At 72.8% G+C, this 14,272-nt stretch carries 20 protein-coding genes; 10 read left to right on the top strand and 10 right to left on the bottom strand.

The window, feature by feature from the left end:
• Positions 1–5 precede the first annotated feature (5 nt).
• Together H958_RS48745 and H958_RS0117870 are read right to left on the bottom strand one after the other, a co-directional pair.
• Positions 6–248, bottom strand: coding sequence for an Ada metal-binding domain-containing protein (locus tag H958_RS48745; RefSeq protein WP_255325432.1), 243 nt, complete (start codon positions 246–248; stop codon positions 6–8).
• A gap of 124 nt (positions 249–372) precedes the next feature.
• Positions 373–780, bottom strand: a complete 408-nt coding sequence (locus tag H958_RS0117870; RefSeq protein WP_028059667.1) for a VOC family protein — start codon at positions 778–780, stop codon at positions 373–375.
• Between the two features lie 87 nt (positions 781–867).
• Between H958_RS0117870 and H958_RS43590 the strand changes: the two genes are divergently transcribed.
• Entirely contained in the window at positions 868–1,209 is a 342-nt protein-coding gene (locus tag H958_RS43590; protein ID WP_051324454.1) for an STAS domain-containing protein, read from the top strand.
• Here H958_RS43590 and H958_RS0117860 read toward each other — a convergent pair.
• Together H958_RS0117860 and H958_RS0117855 are read right to left on the bottom strand one after the other, a co-directional pair.
• Positions 1,199–2,032, bottom strand: a complete 834-nt coding sequence (locus H958_RS0117860) for a DUF427 domain-containing protein (protein WP_028059666.1) — start codon at positions 2,030–2,032, stop codon at positions 1,199–1,201. The two genes, H958_RS43590 and H958_RS0117860, sit on opposite strands and share 11 nt — an antisense overlap.
• Before the next feature lie 13 nt (positions 2,033–2,045).
• Entirely contained in the window at positions 2,046–2,930 is an 885-nt protein-coding gene (locus H958_RS0117855; RefSeq protein ID WP_028059665.1) for a DMT family transporter, read from the bottom strand.
• Positions 2,931–2,956: 26 nt separating this feature from the next.
• On the opposite strand from H958_RS0117855, the gene H958_RS0117850 reads away from it, so the two are divergent.
• Both H958_RS0117850 and H958_RS46385 read left to right on the top strand, forming a co-directional pair.
• Positions 2,957–3,889 (top strand): TIGR03560 family F420-dependent LLM class oxidoreductase, encoded by a 933-nt coding sequence (locus tag H958_RS0117850; protein WP_028059664.1) that lies wholly within the window; start codon positions 2,957–2,959, stop codon positions 3,887–3,889.
• Positions 3,889–4,053, top strand: a complete 165-nt coding sequence (locus tag H958_RS46385; RefSeq protein ID WP_156028044.1) for a hypothetical protein — start codon at positions 3,889–3,891, stop codon at positions 4,051–4,053. Before H958_RS0117850 ends, H958_RS46385 begins: the two co-directional genes overlap by 1 nt.
• Here H958_RS46385 and H958_RS0117840 read toward each other — a convergent pair.
• A complete protein-coding gene (locus H958_RS0117840) occupies positions 4,034–4,933 on the bottom strand; it encodes an alpha/beta fold hydrolase (protein WP_028059663.1) in 900 nt (299 codons plus the stop codon). The two genes, H958_RS46385 and H958_RS0117840, sit on opposite strands and share 20 nt — an antisense overlap.
• 23 nt (positions 4,934–4,956) lie before the next feature.
• Here H958_RS0117840 and H958_RS0117835 point away from each other — a divergent pair, with 23 nt between their 5' ends.
• Positions 4,957–5,838 (top strand): alpha/beta fold hydrolase, encoded by an 882-nt coding sequence (locus H958_RS0117835; RefSeq protein ID WP_028059662.1) that lies wholly within the window; start codon positions 4,957–4,959, stop codon positions 5,836–5,838.
• Here the strand turns inward: H958_RS0117835 and msrA are convergent.
• The 3 genes from msrA to H958_RS38280 are packed head-to-tail and all read right to left on the bottom strand — an operon-like array spanning position 5,835 to position 8,605.
• Positions 5,835–6,482, bottom strand: a complete 648-nt coding sequence (gene msrA, locus H958_RS0117830) for a peptide-methionine (S)-S-oxide reductase MsrA (protein ID WP_028059661.1) — start codon at positions 6,480–6,482, stop codon at positions 5,835–5,837. The genes H958_RS0117835 and msrA overlap by 4 nt on opposite strands.
• A gap of 43 nt (positions 6,483–6,525) precedes the next feature.
• Positions 6,526–6,903: a hypothetical protein gene (locus H958_RS0117825; protein WP_028059660.1), complete on the bottom strand. Its 378-nt coding sequence runs from the start codon at positions 6,901–6,903 to the stop codon at positions 6,526–6,528.
• 19 nt (positions 6,904–6,922) lie between these two features.
• Positions 6,923–8,605, bottom strand: a complete 1,683-nt coding sequence (locus H958_RS38280; RefSeq protein WP_051324452.1) for a CocE/NonD family hydrolase — start codon at positions 8,603–8,605, stop codon at positions 6,923–6,925.
• 40 nt (positions 8,606–8,645) lie between these two features.
• Between H958_RS38280 and H958_RS0117810 the strand changes: the two genes are divergently transcribed.
• From H958_RS0117810 to H958_RS38275, 5 genes are all read left to right on the top strand, one after another.
• Positions 8,646–9,545: an aldo/keto reductase gene (locus tag H958_RS0117810; RefSeq protein WP_028059659.1), complete on the top strand. Its 900-nt coding sequence runs from the start codon at positions 8,646–8,648 to the stop codon at positions 9,543–9,545.
• 10 nt (positions 9,546–9,555) lie between these two features.
• Positions 9,556–9,924 carry an FKBP-type peptidyl-prolyl cis-trans isomerase gene (locus H958_RS0117805; RefSeq protein ID WP_028059658.1) on the top strand — a complete coding sequence of 123 codons (369 nt, stop codon included), beginning with the start codon at positions 9,556–9,558 and terminating at the stop codon, positions 9,922–9,924.
• Positions 9,921–10,241, top strand: a complete 321-nt coding sequence (locus tag H958_RS0117800) for a translation initiation factor (protein ID WP_028059657.1) — start codon at positions 9,921–9,923, stop codon at positions 10,239–10,241. The genes H958_RS0117805 and H958_RS0117800 overlap by 4 nt, the downstream gene beginning before the upstream one ends.
• Positions 10,242–10,314: 73 nt before the next feature.
• Positions 10,315–10,719 carry an acyl-CoA thioesterase gene (locus tag H958_RS0117795; RefSeq protein ID WP_081686006.1) on the top strand — a complete coding sequence of 135 codons (405 nt, stop codon included), beginning with the start codon at positions 10,315–10,317 and terminating at the stop codon, positions 10,717–10,719.
• Positions 10,716–11,012 carry a hypothetical protein gene (locus H958_RS38275; RefSeq protein ID WP_037410537.1) on the top strand — a complete coding sequence of 99 codons (297 nt, stop codon included), beginning with the start codon at positions 10,716–10,718 and terminating at the stop codon, positions 11,010–11,012. Before H958_RS0117795 ends, H958_RS38275 begins: the two co-directional genes overlap by 4 nt.
• Positions 11,013–11,744: 732 nt before the next feature.
• Here H958_RS38275 and H958_RS0117785 read toward each other — a convergent pair.
• A complete protein-coding gene (locus tag H958_RS0117785) occupies positions 11,745–12,683 on the bottom strand; it encodes a helix-turn-helix transcriptional regulator (protein WP_028059655.1) in 939 nt (312 codons plus the stop codon).
• Positions 12,684–12,728: 45 nt separating this feature from the next.
• Between H958_RS0117785 and H958_RS0117780 the strand changes: the two genes are divergently transcribed.
• A complete protein-coding gene (locus H958_RS0117780) occupies positions 12,729–13,403 on the top strand; it encodes an alpha/beta fold hydrolase (RefSeq protein WP_028059654.1) in 675 nt (224 codons plus the stop codon).
• Here H958_RS0117780 and H958_RS0117775 read toward each other — a convergent pair.
• Complete coding sequence (locus tag H958_RS0117775) at positions 13,363–14,268, bottom strand: cytochrome c oxidase assembly protein (protein WP_028059653.1); 906 nt, start codon at positions 14,266–14,268, stop codon at positions 13,363–13,365. The two genes, H958_RS0117780 and H958_RS0117775, sit on opposite strands and share 41 nt — an antisense overlap.
• Between the last annotated feature and the right edge of the window lie 4 nt (positions 14,269–14,272).

Below are 14,272 nucleotides of genomic sequence, written 5' to 3'. Positions count from 1 at the left end.
AGGCGTCACCCCGCGCGCGCCTTCCAGGTGCGGTACTCCTCGCGCATGCACGCGCCGCACGGGCGGAAGCCGGCGGCGACGGCCGTCGCCTCGTCGGCGAAGAACACGCGGTGGCGCGGCTGCAAGCCGCGCCGCAGCAGGCTGAGCGCGACCGGGCAGTCGAGCCGGCCGTAGACGCGAGTGCGCGCGTGGCCGCCGAGCCGTCCCTTGGCCGCGCTCTCGTACGCGACCCCGTCGGTCCCTAGCAGCGTGTAGATGGGCCTCGCCCTCCGGTCACCGCTACTCGCCGCCGCGGCCTACGCGTCCTGGGGCGTCCGGAACCCGCCGCCGCGGCCTACGCGTCCTGGGGCGTCCGGAACCCGCCGCCGCGGCCTACGCGTCCTGGGGCGTCCGGAACCCGCCGCCGTCGATCAGCTCGATGCGGTAGCCGTCCGGATCCTGGACGAAGCAGATGCGCCCGACCTCGGGGCGCCCGCCGGGATGGAACGGCGGCTTCTCCGGCTCGACGCCGGCGCCGGCCAGCTCCGTGAGCAGCGCATCGAGGTCGTCGACCGTGAGCGCGATGTGGTTGTACCCGTCGCCGACGTCGTATGGCTCCTCGCGCCCCATGTTGACCGTCAGCTCGAGCGTGTCGCCGTCGCCCGGGAGCCCCATGTAGACGTTGTAGGCCGTCTCGAACTGCAGCTTGCCGCGGCGCTCGTAGCCGAGCCGCTCGTAGAAGCGCACCGACCGCTCCTCCTCGAGCACGCGGACGCAGGTGTGGACATAGCGCTTGGCCATGCCCGGATGCTACGCAAACCGATTACGCCTGACGAAATGGGGGAAGTGTCAGAACGGAAACCCGCCTCGGGGAGAGAGGAAGAGTGGATGAGCGGCTTCGGACTGACCATCGAGGAGCTCGAGCCAGGCGCGGTGCGCTTCGCGCTGCGGGGAGAGCTCGATCTCGCTCACGCGTACACGTTCGACGAGGAGCTGCGCGCGGTCGAGACGACGCGCCCGGCCTGCGTCGTGATCGATCTGCGCCAGCTGACGTTCCTGGACTCGTGCGGCCTCGCGCGGCTGCTGGCGGCGCGCCGGCGTGCGCGCCGCCTCGGGCACCGGCTGGTACTCGTCCGCGGCTCGGCCGCGGTTCAGCGCCTGTTCGCCATGACGGCGGTCGACGAGGCGTTCGAGATGGTCAACGACCTGCCGGTCGCCCTCACGCGGTAGGCACGTCGGCGCTCGGCCGCCCGAGCTCGACCTCCACGCCGTCGGCGTCGAAGCTGACGTGGCCCTGGACCTTGGCGGCCTCCGCCAGCGGCGCCTCGTAGCTCCACGCCGCGTCCGCGATGCCGTCCAGGGACCAGTACGTGGCCTGGCCCTTGTACGGGCAGATCGTGCGCTTCTCGGCCGGCCTCAACACGCCCGCCGCGACGTCCGCGCGGGGGACGTACACGCGCGGCTTCAGACCGGTCTCGAACAGCAGCTTCGGCCGCTCCGAGCGCGCGATCACCTTGCCGCCGGCCCTCACCACGACGGGGCGCGAGGTCTCGTGGACGTCGACGCGGTGGTAGGGGTCGCGAAGGTGCCCGTAGACGGGCTCCTCCTCGACGAACCACGCGTCCATCCTGTTCCAGTAGGGCGCCGCGTACCCTTTCAGCCACGACGCCTCCGGATTGGGCTCGTTGTACTCCCACACCACGTTCTCGGCGTCGCCGACGGAGTAGTAGGACGCGTCGCCCTTGAACGGGCAGTGCGTCGAGTGGTCGGTGCGCCGCAGCAGCGAGTGGTCGAAGTCGGCGAGCGGGATGTAGGGGACCGGCTTGATGCCGGTCTCATACAGCAGCTTCGCGCCCTCGGTGTCGAACAGCACGCGCCCGCCGATCACCGCGCGCAGGCGGCGGGGGAAGTCGGCGTAGAAGATCCGGTGCTTCGGTGCGTCGGTGTATCGTCGCCCGGAGGTCCCCGCTTGCGGTGACCGCAGGGCGAAATCAAAATTGAACGAGCCGCCGGGAGTCCCCGCCAGCGGTCCGGTTCCGATCGTCAAGCTCATGCCCTTGATCGTGTCAGGCGCGCACTCTCGGCCTCGGGCGCACCTGGGCGACGGCGATCCCGCCGGCGACGAGCGCCGCGCCTCCCACCGCCGCGGCGGTGATCGCCTCGTCGCGCACGACCGCGCCGAGCGCGAGCGCGCCGAACGGGATGATCAGCGAGATGAAGCTCGTCGTCATCGCCGGCAGCTCGTGCAGCAGGACCGTCAGCGTCACGAACGTGAACGCGGTGCCGAACACGGCGAGGTAGAGGATCGAGCCGACCGACGCGGCCGACCACGATGTCGCGCCCCAGTCCTCGGTCAGCGCCGAGATCGCCGCCAGCACCAGCCCGCCGCCGAGCATCGCCCAGCCGTTGAGCACGAGCGGGTCGGCGCCGGCGCCGCGGCGCTTGATCGCGACGTTGCCGATCGCGCTCGCGAGCGGCGAGGCGACGACCGCGGTGGCGGCGAGCGCCGTCCGCGTCCCGCTGCCGAGTTGCAGGCTCTCCCCGAACGCGAGCACGAGGCCGCCCAGCGCGACGGCGACGCCGGCGAGCAGGCGCGGGCTCAGCCGCTCCTGCGGCAGGAACGCGACCGACAACAGCGCGACGTAGAGCGGGAGCACGCCGAAGAGGACGGCGGTCAGGCCGGACGGGACGTACTGCTCCGCCCAGTAGATCAGGCCGTAGGTCGTGGCGAAGGGCAGGAGGCCGATCAGCGCGGCGAGCGCGGCGTCCGTGCGCAGCGGCCGGCGCACGGCGACCGCCGCCGTCAGCACGCCGGCGCCCGCCAGCGTGAAGCGGATCCCGGCGCCGAAGAACGGCGCGACATCCTCCAGCCCGACGGCGATGACCACCCACGTGCTCGACCACACGAGCACGAGCGCGGCGTAGAGGATCCAGACGAGCGAGCGCGGCACGGGTGGGAGAGGGTATGACTCCGCCCGTGCGGATCTCCGTGATGATCGAAGGCCAGGAGGACGTGACCTGGGAGGACTGGGTCGCGCTGGCCGATGCCTGCGAGCGCTCGGGGATCGAGGCGCTCTTCCGCTCCGACCACTACTTGTCCGTCTCGGGCGAGCACGGGCGCGGCGCGCTCGACGCCTGGGGGACGATCTGCGGACTGGCGGCCCGCACGCAGTCGCTGCGGCTCGGGACGCTCGTGTCGCCGGCGAGCTTTCGCCATCCGTCGATCCTCGCCAAGCTCGCCACGACCGCCGATCACATCTCCGGCGGCCGCATCGAGCTCGGCCTCGGGACCGGCTGGTCGGAAGTCGAGCACCGCGCCTACGGCTTCCGGTTCCTCCCGATGAAGGAGCGCATGGACGTGCTCGAGGAGCAGTTGCGGATCGTCCACGGCCACTGGCGGGAGGGTCGCTTCAGCTTCAGCGGCGAGCGCTACGCCGTCGACGACCTCGACGCGCTGCCCAAGCCGGTCCAGCGCCCGCATCCGCCGCTGGTCATGGGCGGCGGCGCCGGACCCCGGGCGGCGCGGCTCGCGGCCGCCTACGCCGACGAGTACAACACCGTCTATCCGACGCTCGACGAGGTGCGAGAGCGGCGCGCGGCGATCGCCGCGGCGTGCGAGAAGGCCGGCCGTGAGCCGATCCCGTTCAGCGTGATGGTGATGACGGTGATCGGGCACGACCGCGCGGAGGCCGAGCGCCGGGCGCAGGAGCTGTCGGCGTGGTCGGGATCCCAGGTCGACTTCGGCGAGCTCGGGCGGACGGGCGTCGGCGGGACCGTGGAGGAGGCGGTGGCGAGGCTGCGCGCCTACGAGGAGGCGGGCGCCGAGCGCGCGTTCCTGCAGTGCCTGCTGCATCGCGACCTCGACATGATCGACCTGATCGGGCGCGAGCTCGTCCCGGCGGTGACGTGATGGCCGACGACGACGACGACTGGGTCGGCGAGCCGCCCGAGGGCCGCTACAACCGCGACCGCGCCAAGCCCGAGTTCTGGGGTCGTCAGTGGCAGGGCCGCGCCATCACCGGCGCGGTCGTGCTCGTGCTGATCGTGATCGTGCTCATCCTCGTGCTGAGCTGACCGGCGCCTGGGCGCGCAGCGCCGTCGCCTCGATCGCGTCGAGGATCTGCGGCCAGGCGCCGCGCGGCAGGCCGTGGCCCATGCCCTCGATCTCGATCAGCCGCGCGCCCGGGATCGCCTTCGCCGTGGCGCGGCCGCCGGACCGCCGGATCAGCTTGTCCTCGGTGCCGTGGATGACGGTCGTGGGAAGCGTGAGCCTGCGCAGCTGCGGACTGCGGTCGCGGTCGGCGACGATCGCGGCCAGCTGGCGCCCGGGGCCGGCGGGATCGCCGCCACGATCGAAGCTGCGCTCGGCGATCGTGCGCAGGTCCTCGATGCCCGGCTCGTAGCCGCTGCCGCCGATCTTGGTGAACATCTTCACGCCGTGCTCGATGAAGCCCTCGCGATCGCGCGGCGCCGGCCGCAGGAGCACGGCGTACATGCTCAACGCTGGCTGGCCGCTCCAGAAGCTGCCGGTGTTGGAGAAGATCGAGACAAGCGAGAGTGCCCGCTCCGGATGGCGGATCGCGATCGTCTGGGCGATCATGCCGCCCATCGAGGCGCCGACGAGGTGCGCCTTCTCGATGCCCAGATGATCGAGCACGCCGATGCTGTCGCCCGCCATGTCGGCGAGCGTGTAGGGCGCGTTGCGGTTGCGGATCGCGAGCTTCCACAACGGCGGCGGCTCGAGCTGCCGCAGATGCGTGGAGCGCCCGATGTCGCGGTTGTCGTGGCGGATCACGAAGAAGCCGCGGCCCGCGAGCTCGGTGCAGAAGTCGTCGTGCCAGGCGACCATCTGGGTGCCGAGACCCATGATCAGCAGGATCGCGGGGTCGCCGGCGTCGCCGAACGTCTCGAAGCAGATGTCGACGTCCCCGACGCGTGCGAACTGCTCACTCATCCTCCGAGCGTAGTGTCTGCGCCATGGCGGGGACGTGGCAGACGATCGCGGGGCCGGACGGGCGGCGCCTGCGCGTGGTGGACGACGGTGACCCACGCGGTGTGCCGGTGCTCGTGCACCACGGCACGCCGGGGGCCGGATTGCTCCACGCGCCGTGGGCGGACGACGCCGCCGCGCGCGGGATCCGGCTGCTCTCGTATCACCGTCCGGGCTACGGCGAGTCGACGCGCGACGCGGGCCGGACGGTCGCGTCGGCGGCGGCGGACGCCGCAGCGATCGCGGATGCGCTCGGCTTCGAGCGCTTCGCGACCTGGGGCGCGTCGGGCGGCGGCCCGCACGCGCTGGCCTGCGCGGCGCTGCTGGGGAGCCGCGTGGTCGCATGCGCGACGATCGCGTCGGTCGCCCCGCGCGTCGACGGCTTCGACTTCCTCGCCGGGATGGGCGAGGGCAACGTGCGCGAGTTCGAGGCGGCGATCGCCGGTGAAGCCGAGCTGCGGCCGCTGCTCGAGCGGCTCGGCGCCGGGATGCTCGGCGACGAGGCCGAGGAGCTGACGGAGGGCGATCTCGAATCGGTCTTCAGCCCGGCCGACGCCGCCGTGCTCGCCCGCCCGCTCGGGGTCTTCCTGCAGGAGAGCTTCCGCGCCGGCCTTGCCGGCGGGGTCGACGGCTGGGTCGACGACGACCTCGCGTTCGTAGGCCCGTGGGGCTTCGATCCCGGCGCGATCGCCGTGCCGGTGCAGGTGTGGCAGGGCCGCCAGGACCGCATGGTCCCGTACGAGCACGGCGTCTGGCTCGCGCGCCGGCTGCCGCGCGTCGACGTCCGCCTCTCGCCCGACGACGGGCACCTCACGCTCCCCGAGCGGCGCGTGGGGGAGGTCCACGCGTTCCTGCGCGAGCGCTTCTAGGCGTTCAGGCCGATCGGGCAGGAGACGCCCGTGCCGCCCAGGCCGCAGTAGCCGTTGGGCACCTTGGCCAGATACTGCTGGTGGTAGTCCTCGGCGTAGTAGAACTCGCCGAGCGGGGCGACCTCGGTGGTGATCTCGCCGTAGCCGGCGGACTTCAGGCGCTCGCCGAACAGCGCCTGCGACGCCTCGACCGCGGCGCGCTGGGACTCGTCGGTCAGGTAGATCGCCGAGCGGTACTGCGTCCCCGCGTCGTTGCCCTGGCGCATGCCCTGGGTCGGGTCGTGGTTCTCCCAGAAGAGCCTGAGGATCTCCTCGTAACCGGTCTGCTCGGGGTCGAAGACGACGAGGACGGCCTCCGTGTGCCCGGTGCGGCCGCTGCAGACCTCTTCATAGGTGGGGTTGGGCGTGTAGCCGCCGGCGTAGCCGACCGCCGTGGTGTAGACGCCGGGCGCCTGCCAGAACACGCGCTCGGCACCCCAGAAGCAGCCCATGCCGACGACGGCCGTCTGGAGGTTCTCGGGGAACGGCGGCTTGATGGGCGTCCCCAGCACGAAATGCCGGTCGGGCACGGGGATCGGGTCACGGCGGCCGGGGAGTGCGTCCTCCGGCGCCACCATGCGGGACTTCGAGCCTAGGAGGAACATGCCTACACAGTACGGGCAGGCACGGTTCCGTTACGCCGCGTCTTCAGCCCTCTTCGCCGTCGGCGCCGGTCATCGCCTCGAGCAGCTCGAGCGCGGCGGCCTGGGCGGGCGTGACGAGGACCTCGCCGCCGACGTCCTCGAGCTGCGGGAAGAAGCTCGCGTGCACCGCGACCTCGTCCTGGCCGGCGTCCTCGAGGACGATGACGGCGCGGCCGCCGTTCTCGCGCTCGGACTCCTCCTCACCGCCGAGCGCGGCGCCGGCGGCCGTGAGCACGGCCACCGCAAGGTCGTGCCAGTGGTGCAGAGCGTCGGCTCGCTCCTCGTCGGTCATCTGGGCTAGGTGGTGGCGGTTGCGCTCGGCGAGCGCGGCGACCGCGGCCCCGAGCGGGGCCTCGGCCAGCAGATCGTCCGGTGAGGGCACACGCCCAGTATGGCGCGCGTCAGCAGGCGCTCGTTGCGGGCACCTCGAAGTCCGCTCGCTCGGCCGCCGCCACCGTGTCCGCTCCGACCGCGAACGGGGCCTCGGCGCGGTAGGAGTCGAGCTTCACCGACGGGCCGCCCTCGATCGTCGCCGTGCGGGTGCAGCGCAGGAACGGCAGCTCGATGCGCGCGGCGGCGACGTCCACCGTCCCGAGCGTCGGGACATGCAGCCACCACTCGGCGTTGGCGCTGGTGAGCAGTACGCCGACGCGGTGCCCCGCGGGCAGCTTCCAGTCGTCCCCGTAGAGGTCGAACGTGGTGCTGCCGGCGCCATTGAGCAGGTCCGCGCCGCGCGAGATCAGCGTCGCCTGGTTGCCGGCGTCGATGTCGTACACGTCGGCGACGAGGTTGGCGCGGCTCGGCGCGCTCGCCACGTCGACGGAGAGCTTCGGGACGCCGGCCAGATGCGCGCCGGCGGCGAGCGGCTTGGAGATCGTCCAGATGCCGGTGCCGGCGCCTGACCCGGTGCCGTCGTTCTGGCCGTCGTCGGTGTAGGAGCCACGGTTCAGCGTGATGCCGGCGGGGGCGGAGTCGGCGGGCGGCCACGCGTCCTCCGCGCGCCACGTGCCGTCGCTGCTCTCGACCGCGACGGGCGGGTCGTCGGCGACCTGCGCGCCCTTCACATAGCGGTCGAAGAAGCGCATCACCTCGTCGAACCAGCCGTGGCGGCCCATCAGCAGCCGGCCGGACGCGTCGGCGTCGTTGCCGCGCACGTGGTCCCACATGCCGAACCACGCCCGCTTCGGGCCGGCGAGGCCGTTATAGAGGTCCCACGTCCCGTCGGGCTTGGTGTTGTCCTCGATGAAGCCCTGCGTGAGGAACAGCGGCGTCGTCTTGCCCTTGGTGGCGGCGATGTAGTCGCGCGCCCTCCAATACGCCGAGCCGTGGTCGGAGCTCTGCTGGTCGAGCCAGTTCAGCGCCGGGCAGCCGGGACGCGCGACGTCATTCAGCGAGTCGGCGTTGTAGGCGAGCGTGTCGCCGGTCGTGCCCGGCGTGCCGGCGATCGCGTCGTACAGCAGCGGCGTCGCGAGCGAGTTCGTGAAGCGGACCCGGTTGGTGTAGAGGTAGCGGTAGAGGTCATACACCGGCTCCTGCGAGACGACGGCGGCCAGTCCCGCGGGCTGCTGCGCGATGCCCATCAGCCCGGTCGCGCCGTCGTAGGACTTGCCGTACATGCCGACCTTGCCGGTCGACCACGGCTGCGCCGCCGCCCACTCGACCGCCGCCTTCGCGTCCGCCTGCTCGCCCGGGCCGCCCCAGTCGAGGCAGCCCGTCGAGCCGCCGAAGCCGCGCAGGTCGACCTGCACCCACGTGTAGCCGCGCTCCATCAGCTTCGCGCCTTCGATGAAGTCGTAGAACCGCGCGGACGGTCCGGCCTCACCCGTGGGCGTGTACGGGGTGCCCTCGACGGGCCCGGCGGGACCCGTCTGGCCCGAGTGGTTGAAGTACGGGCCGATCGAGAGGATCACGGGCGTCCTGGCGTCCGCGGGCAGGCCGGCGGGACGCAGCACGTCGGCGTGCAGTCTGGTGCCGTCGGCCTCCTTGATCGTGGCCTGGGTCCACGTCGCCCCGGGCGGCGGGGCGTCGGCGAAGGCAGCGGCCGGGAAGCAGAGCGCCACGGCGAGGGCGAGCAGGGTGCGCATGGATACGTGAACGCACGCACCGCCGCTAGCTTGCGGTGCGATGAGCGCTCGCATCGGACTCGGGCTCGCCGCCCTCGGCCGCCCCGGCTACCTGAACCTCGGCCACGGCGCCGATCTCGGCGCCGACCGCTCCGTCGCCGCCCTGCGCGCCCGCTCCCACGCGGTGCTGGACGCGGCCTATGCGGCCGGCGTGCGCGACTTCGACGCCGCGCGCTCGTACGGGCGCGCGGAGGAGTTCCTGGGCGAGTGGCTGCGCTCGCGCGACCCGGCCGGCGTGCGGATCAGCTCCAAGTGGGGCTACGTGTACACCGCCGGCTGGGAGGTCGCGGCCGATCCACCGGAGGTCAAGCACCACGACGCCGACACGTTCCGCCGCCAGCTCGCGGAGTCGCGCGAGCTGCTCGGCGATCGGCTCGACCTCTACCAGATCCACTCGGCGACCCCGGATAGCGGCGTGCTCGAGAACGACGCGGTGCTGTCGGCGATGGTCGAGGCGGGCGTGCCGCTCGGCGTCAGCGTCAGCGGCGTGAGCCAGGAGGAGACGCTCGATCGCGCCCGCGAGCTGGGCATCTTCAGCGCCGTGCAGGCCACGTGGAACCTGCACGAGCGCAGCGCCGAGCCGGCGCTCGAGCGCGCCGCGGCGGCCGGGCTCACCGTGTATGTGAAGGAGGGGCTCGCGAACGGGCGGCTCGCGACGGTCGGCCGCGCGCCCGCCCTGGACGCCGCCGCGGCGGAGCTGGGCACGACGCCGGACGCGCTCGCGCTGGCCGCGATCCTCACGCGCCCGTGGGCGGGCGTCGTGCTCTCCGGCGCGGCGACGATCGACACGCTGGGGTCCAACCTGCGCGCGCTGGAGGTCGGCGAGGTGCCTGACCTTGCCGAGCTGCGCGAGGACGGCGGCGAGTACTGGGCGCGCCGATCCGCGCTGCCCTGGAACTAAGGTGAGCGGCATGGACAAGCCCGCTGTCGAGATCCCGGACGGACCGCCGTCCTACCAGCTCGAGCTCGAGGACATCGTCGTCGGCGAGGGCGACGAGGCGGTCTCTGGGAGGATCGTCGAAGTCCACTACGTCGGTCACTCGTGGTCGACGGGCGACCAGTTCGACGCGTCGTGGGACCGCGGCGACACGTTCAAGTTCGGCCTCGGCAAGGGCCAGGTCATCCAGGGCTGGGACCAGGGCGTCGCCGGCATGAAGGTCGGCGGCCGGCGGCGGATCACGATCCCGCCGAACCTCGGCTACGGCAAGCGCGGCGCGCCGCCCGTGATCAAGCCCGACGAGACGCTCGTGTTCGTCGTCGACCTCATCGGCGTGCGGTGAGCGATCTCGTCTGGTCGAGCTCGGGCGGCGACCAGCGCAAGCGGCGCCCGGAGGAGCCCGCGCGGCAGGCTCCGTCCGGCGGTCGCGTGAAGGTCCGGCGCGAGGTCGCGGGGCGCAAGGGCAAGCCCGTCACGACGATCTCCAACGTGCCGCTCGACGACGCCGGCCTTCGCGCGCTCGCGGGCCGGCTGAAGAAGCGCTGCGGCGTGGGCGGATCCGCCAAGGACGGGATGATCGAGCTGCAGGGGGATCACCGGACCCTCGTCGTCGAGCTGCTTCGCGCCGAGGGCTACGACGTCGTTCTCGCCGGCGGCTGAACGGCTGCTGGACGCCTCCGGCGCGCGGTCGCGACGAACCCCTGTGGGAGACCTGGGAGCGATACTGCTCCCGGTGAGCTATCCCCACCGCCGCCTGATCTCGACACGCTGGGCCGACAACGACGTCTACGGGCACGTCAACAACGTCGAGTACTACGCGTTCTTCGACACCATCATCAACGCGTACCTGATCGAGCAGGGCGCGCTCGACATCCACGCGGGGCAGGTGATCGGCGTGTGCGCGGAATCGCACTGCACCTACCACGCCGCGCTCGCGTTCCCCGAGGCGGTCGAGGGCGCGCTGCGCGTCGGCGAGCTGGGACGCTCGAGCGTCCGCTATGAGCTCGCCCTGTATCGCGAGGGCTCCGACGATCCCGCGGCCGAGGGCTGGTTCGTCCACGTCTTCGTCGATCGCGCGAGCCGCCGGCCGGTGGCGATCGATGGGCGGCTGCGCTCGGCCCTGGAGGCCCTGGCATGACTTTCGCGGACGTAGCGCGGGCGTTCGAGGGCGAGCCCGACGTGACGCGCGGCCGCGGGTTCGCGCGCGAGGTCCTCAAGCGCGAGGGGAAGATCTTCGCGATCGACTACGAGGGCGCGGTCGTCTTCAAGCTGCCGGCGGACCGGTGCGCCGCGCTGGTCTCGGAGACGAGCGCGGTGCCGTTCGATCGCGGGCAGGGGAAGCCTCTGCGCGAGTGGGTGGTGGTCCGGGAGAGCGACGCCTGGCTCCCGTTGGCGCACGAGGCGCTCGCCTTCGCGCGCTCGCCGAGCTGACCGAGCCGCAGTTCGCCGAGGGCGGCGCGGGTCTCCGTGGGGTCTCTCCGCCGGGTTCGGGCGAACTGCGCTGGTAAGGGAGGGCGTCCATTTGGCTTCGGGGTCTGCGAGGCCGGGTGGTCGTTTGGAGCGCCGGGCCAGGGGGTGCACGACGAAGCTTCGAATAGTTCGAAGGTTCGTAGGGCACCCCTCGGCTCGTGCCGGTGGTGATCACTCGTGCGCGATTGGGCCCGTCCGACTGGTCGTTCGTGGGCGGCGTTCCCGGCCAGCGACGTAGACCCGCATCCCTTACCCGCGCAGTTCGCCGGTCCTGCCGGGCCCGCGAGGCCTGCGCTGCCGAACGCGGTGCGCGCGGCCGAGTGGTCGCGCGGGCCCTCGGGCTCGTCGAGCGAGTGGTCGATCGTGGCCGCCGCGCCGCCGGGCCAACTCGTCCCGCATCCCTCGCCCGCGCAGTTCGCCGGTCCTGCCGGGCCCGCGAGGCCTGCGCTGCCGAACGCGGTGCGCGCGGCCGAGTGGTCGCGCGGGCCCCTCGGGCTCGACGAGCGAGTGGTCGATCGCGGCCGGCGGGCCAAATCGTCCCGCATCCCTCACCCCGCGCAGTTCGCCGGCCCGCGAGATCCCGCGCGGTCGCCCTCGGCGGCCGCGGGGCCCGAGCGCCGGGCGAAGGGGTGTGCGCCGAAGCTTCGGCGTATGCGCGGCGCGTCGTGCCCGGCGATGCTCGCTCGCGACCCGCTACGCCCGGCTCGCCGCATCAAGCTGCCGCGCCAGGGCCGAGACGGCGTCGCGCAGCTCGTCCGGTCGCCGGATCACGAACGGCCACCCGAGCCCCGCGAGCATCTGCGCCATCCCGTCCAGCTGCTCGGCGCGGCACACCATCACGACCGCGCCGTCCTCGCCGGACAGCTCCGCCATCGTCGCCGGCACCCGGGCGCGCGCCTCGTCCAGGGTCGTCGAGAGCAGGACCTCGACCTCCCATCGCCACGGCACGCGCGCGAGTGACCGCGCGACGTGCGCGGCCGCGTCGAACCCTGGCGGTGCCGGCGCGGCCGGGTCCTCGAGCACCGCCACGGCCGCGACCCGGTCGACGCGGAACGTGCGGATGTCCTCGCCCGCCAGGGCGGCCAGGTACCAGCGCCCGTTGTGGAACACGATCCCGTACGGGTCGACATCGCGCTCGCTCACCAAGCCCTCGTGCGTCGTGTACGTCATCCGCGCGCGCCGCCGCTTCCGCGCCGCCGCGGCGAGGGTGAGCAGCGTGGGCGTGGCCGGTGACGCCGCCGGCGTCTCCGCGCGGGTGAACCCGAGCGTCTGCTGGAGCGCGGCGACGCGGTCGCGCAGCGCGACCGGCAGGACGCGGCGGATCTTCGCAAGCGCCGCGTCGGCGGTCGGGAGCCCGAAGCGCTCGGCCGCCACGAGGCCGAGCACCACCGCGGTCGCCTCGTCGTCCGTGAGCATCAAGGGCGGGAGCTTGTAGCCGGGCCGCAGCCGATAGCCGCCGTGGCGGCCGCGCCTCGCCTCGACCGGGATGCCGAGCTCCTGCAGCTTGGTCGCGTAGCGGCGGACCGTCCGCGGGTCGACCTCCAGGCGCTCCGCCAGCTCCGCCCCGGAGACCTCGGCGCGGTCCTGCAACAGCTCGAGCAGGGCGAAGACGCGTGTGGCGGGACGAGACATGAATGCGGACCGAAACCGCCCGCATTCTCGCATACCTTGAACCGCATGACCACTTTCGCCCTCGTCCCCGGCGCCTGCCTCGGCGGCGCCGCCTGGTCCCGGGTCGCCGCCCTCCTGCGCGCCGGCGGCCACGACGTGCACGCCCTCACGCTCACCGGGCTCGGCGAGCGCGCGCACCTCGCGACGCCCGAGACGAACCTGGACACCCACATCACCGACGTCATCGCGACGCTCGCCGCCCACGACCTGACCGACGTCGTCCTCGTCGGCCACTCGTACGCGGGAGCCGTCGTCGGCGGCGTCGCCGACCGCGCGCCCGAGCGCCTCTCGCGCGTGATCTACCTCGACGCCCTGGTCCCGCAGGACGGCGTCTCGCTGTTCGACGCCGGCGGGCCCGAGTACCGCGCCGCGATGGAGGCGGCGGCGAACGGAGGTCGGCGGATCCCGTTCATGACCGACGAGCAGCTCGACGCCTACTACGGCCGCCACGACCTCACGCCCGCGCAGCGCGCCTGGATCCGCGCGCACGACGCCGGCCACCCGATCGGCACCTTCGAGCAGGCGATCGCGATCGGCGCGCCGAAGGTCCCCCGCCGCTACCTGAACTGCACGCGCTGCCCGAGTCCCGCGCCCGCGTGGGACGACGTCGCCGAGCTCGACGCCGGCCACTGGCCGATGTTCACTGCGCCGGAGGCGCTGGCGGCGGCGCTGACTGCTTGATCCGCTGCCGGAGCGCCTCGCCGCGCCCGGCCGACACCGCGCGCGCCGCGCGCCGCTCGTCGAGCTCGACGCCGCGCGCGGCGGCCAGCTCGACGAGCTCCTGGCGCTCCTCGCTCTCCCGCGCCGCGCGCAGGAACAGCCAGCAGAACAGGCAGATCGTGACGATCGAGCCCTCGATCATCATGATCGCGCCCGCGGCGCTCTGGTCGTTGATGGGGGAGATGCCCCAGTCGCGCTCGGTCGGCCCGTAGCGCGGATAGAACACCGTCCCCGACCACAGCAGCGCGTTGGCCAGCACCGTCTCCGTGAAGCGGACGATGATGATGTAGATCAGCCGCGCGAGGTTCCCGAACCACGCCGGCTTCGGCAGCGGTCCGAGCAGCGCCATCCACATCGCCATCCCGCAGCCCACGAACAACAGGTGCTCGAGCGCGTGCACGGCATCGTTCTGCACCGCGCCCTGGTAGAGCGCCGGCAGGTGCCACACGTAGAAGTCGACCGCCCACAGGATCAGCGCGACGACGGGATGCGCGAGCCACCTCAGCCACGCCAGCTCGCGCACGTGCAGGATCGGCTGCAGCAGCGGTCCCGTCAGGCCGACCACGAGCAGCAGCGCCCCGAGGTCCGCGATCAGCAGGTGCTCGGTCATGTGCGCGAGGAACAGCTCGTCGCTGATGTGCGCCAGCGGTGACACCAGCGTCGCGGCGATCAAGGCCAGGCCCGAGTACCAGCACCACTGCCGCCACGCCGGCACGGGTGCCCCGCGCTCGCGCAGCGTGCGCGCCCGGACGCCGTACATGATCCCCAGCACCATGGTGGGCGAGAGCTGCAGCGGCGCGAACGAGAACGCGACGTGCGCGAACATGTCC

The sequence above is a fragment of the Candidatus Solirubrobacter pratensis genome (assembly GCF_000425945.1).
Taxonomy (GTDB): domain Bacteria; phylum Actinomycetota; class Thermoleophilia; order Solirubrobacterales; family Solirubrobacteraceae; genus Solirubrobacter; species Solirubrobacter pratensis.
Note: the sequence above shows the minus strand (reverse complement) of the source record. Positions and strands in the feature narration are given on the sequence as shown.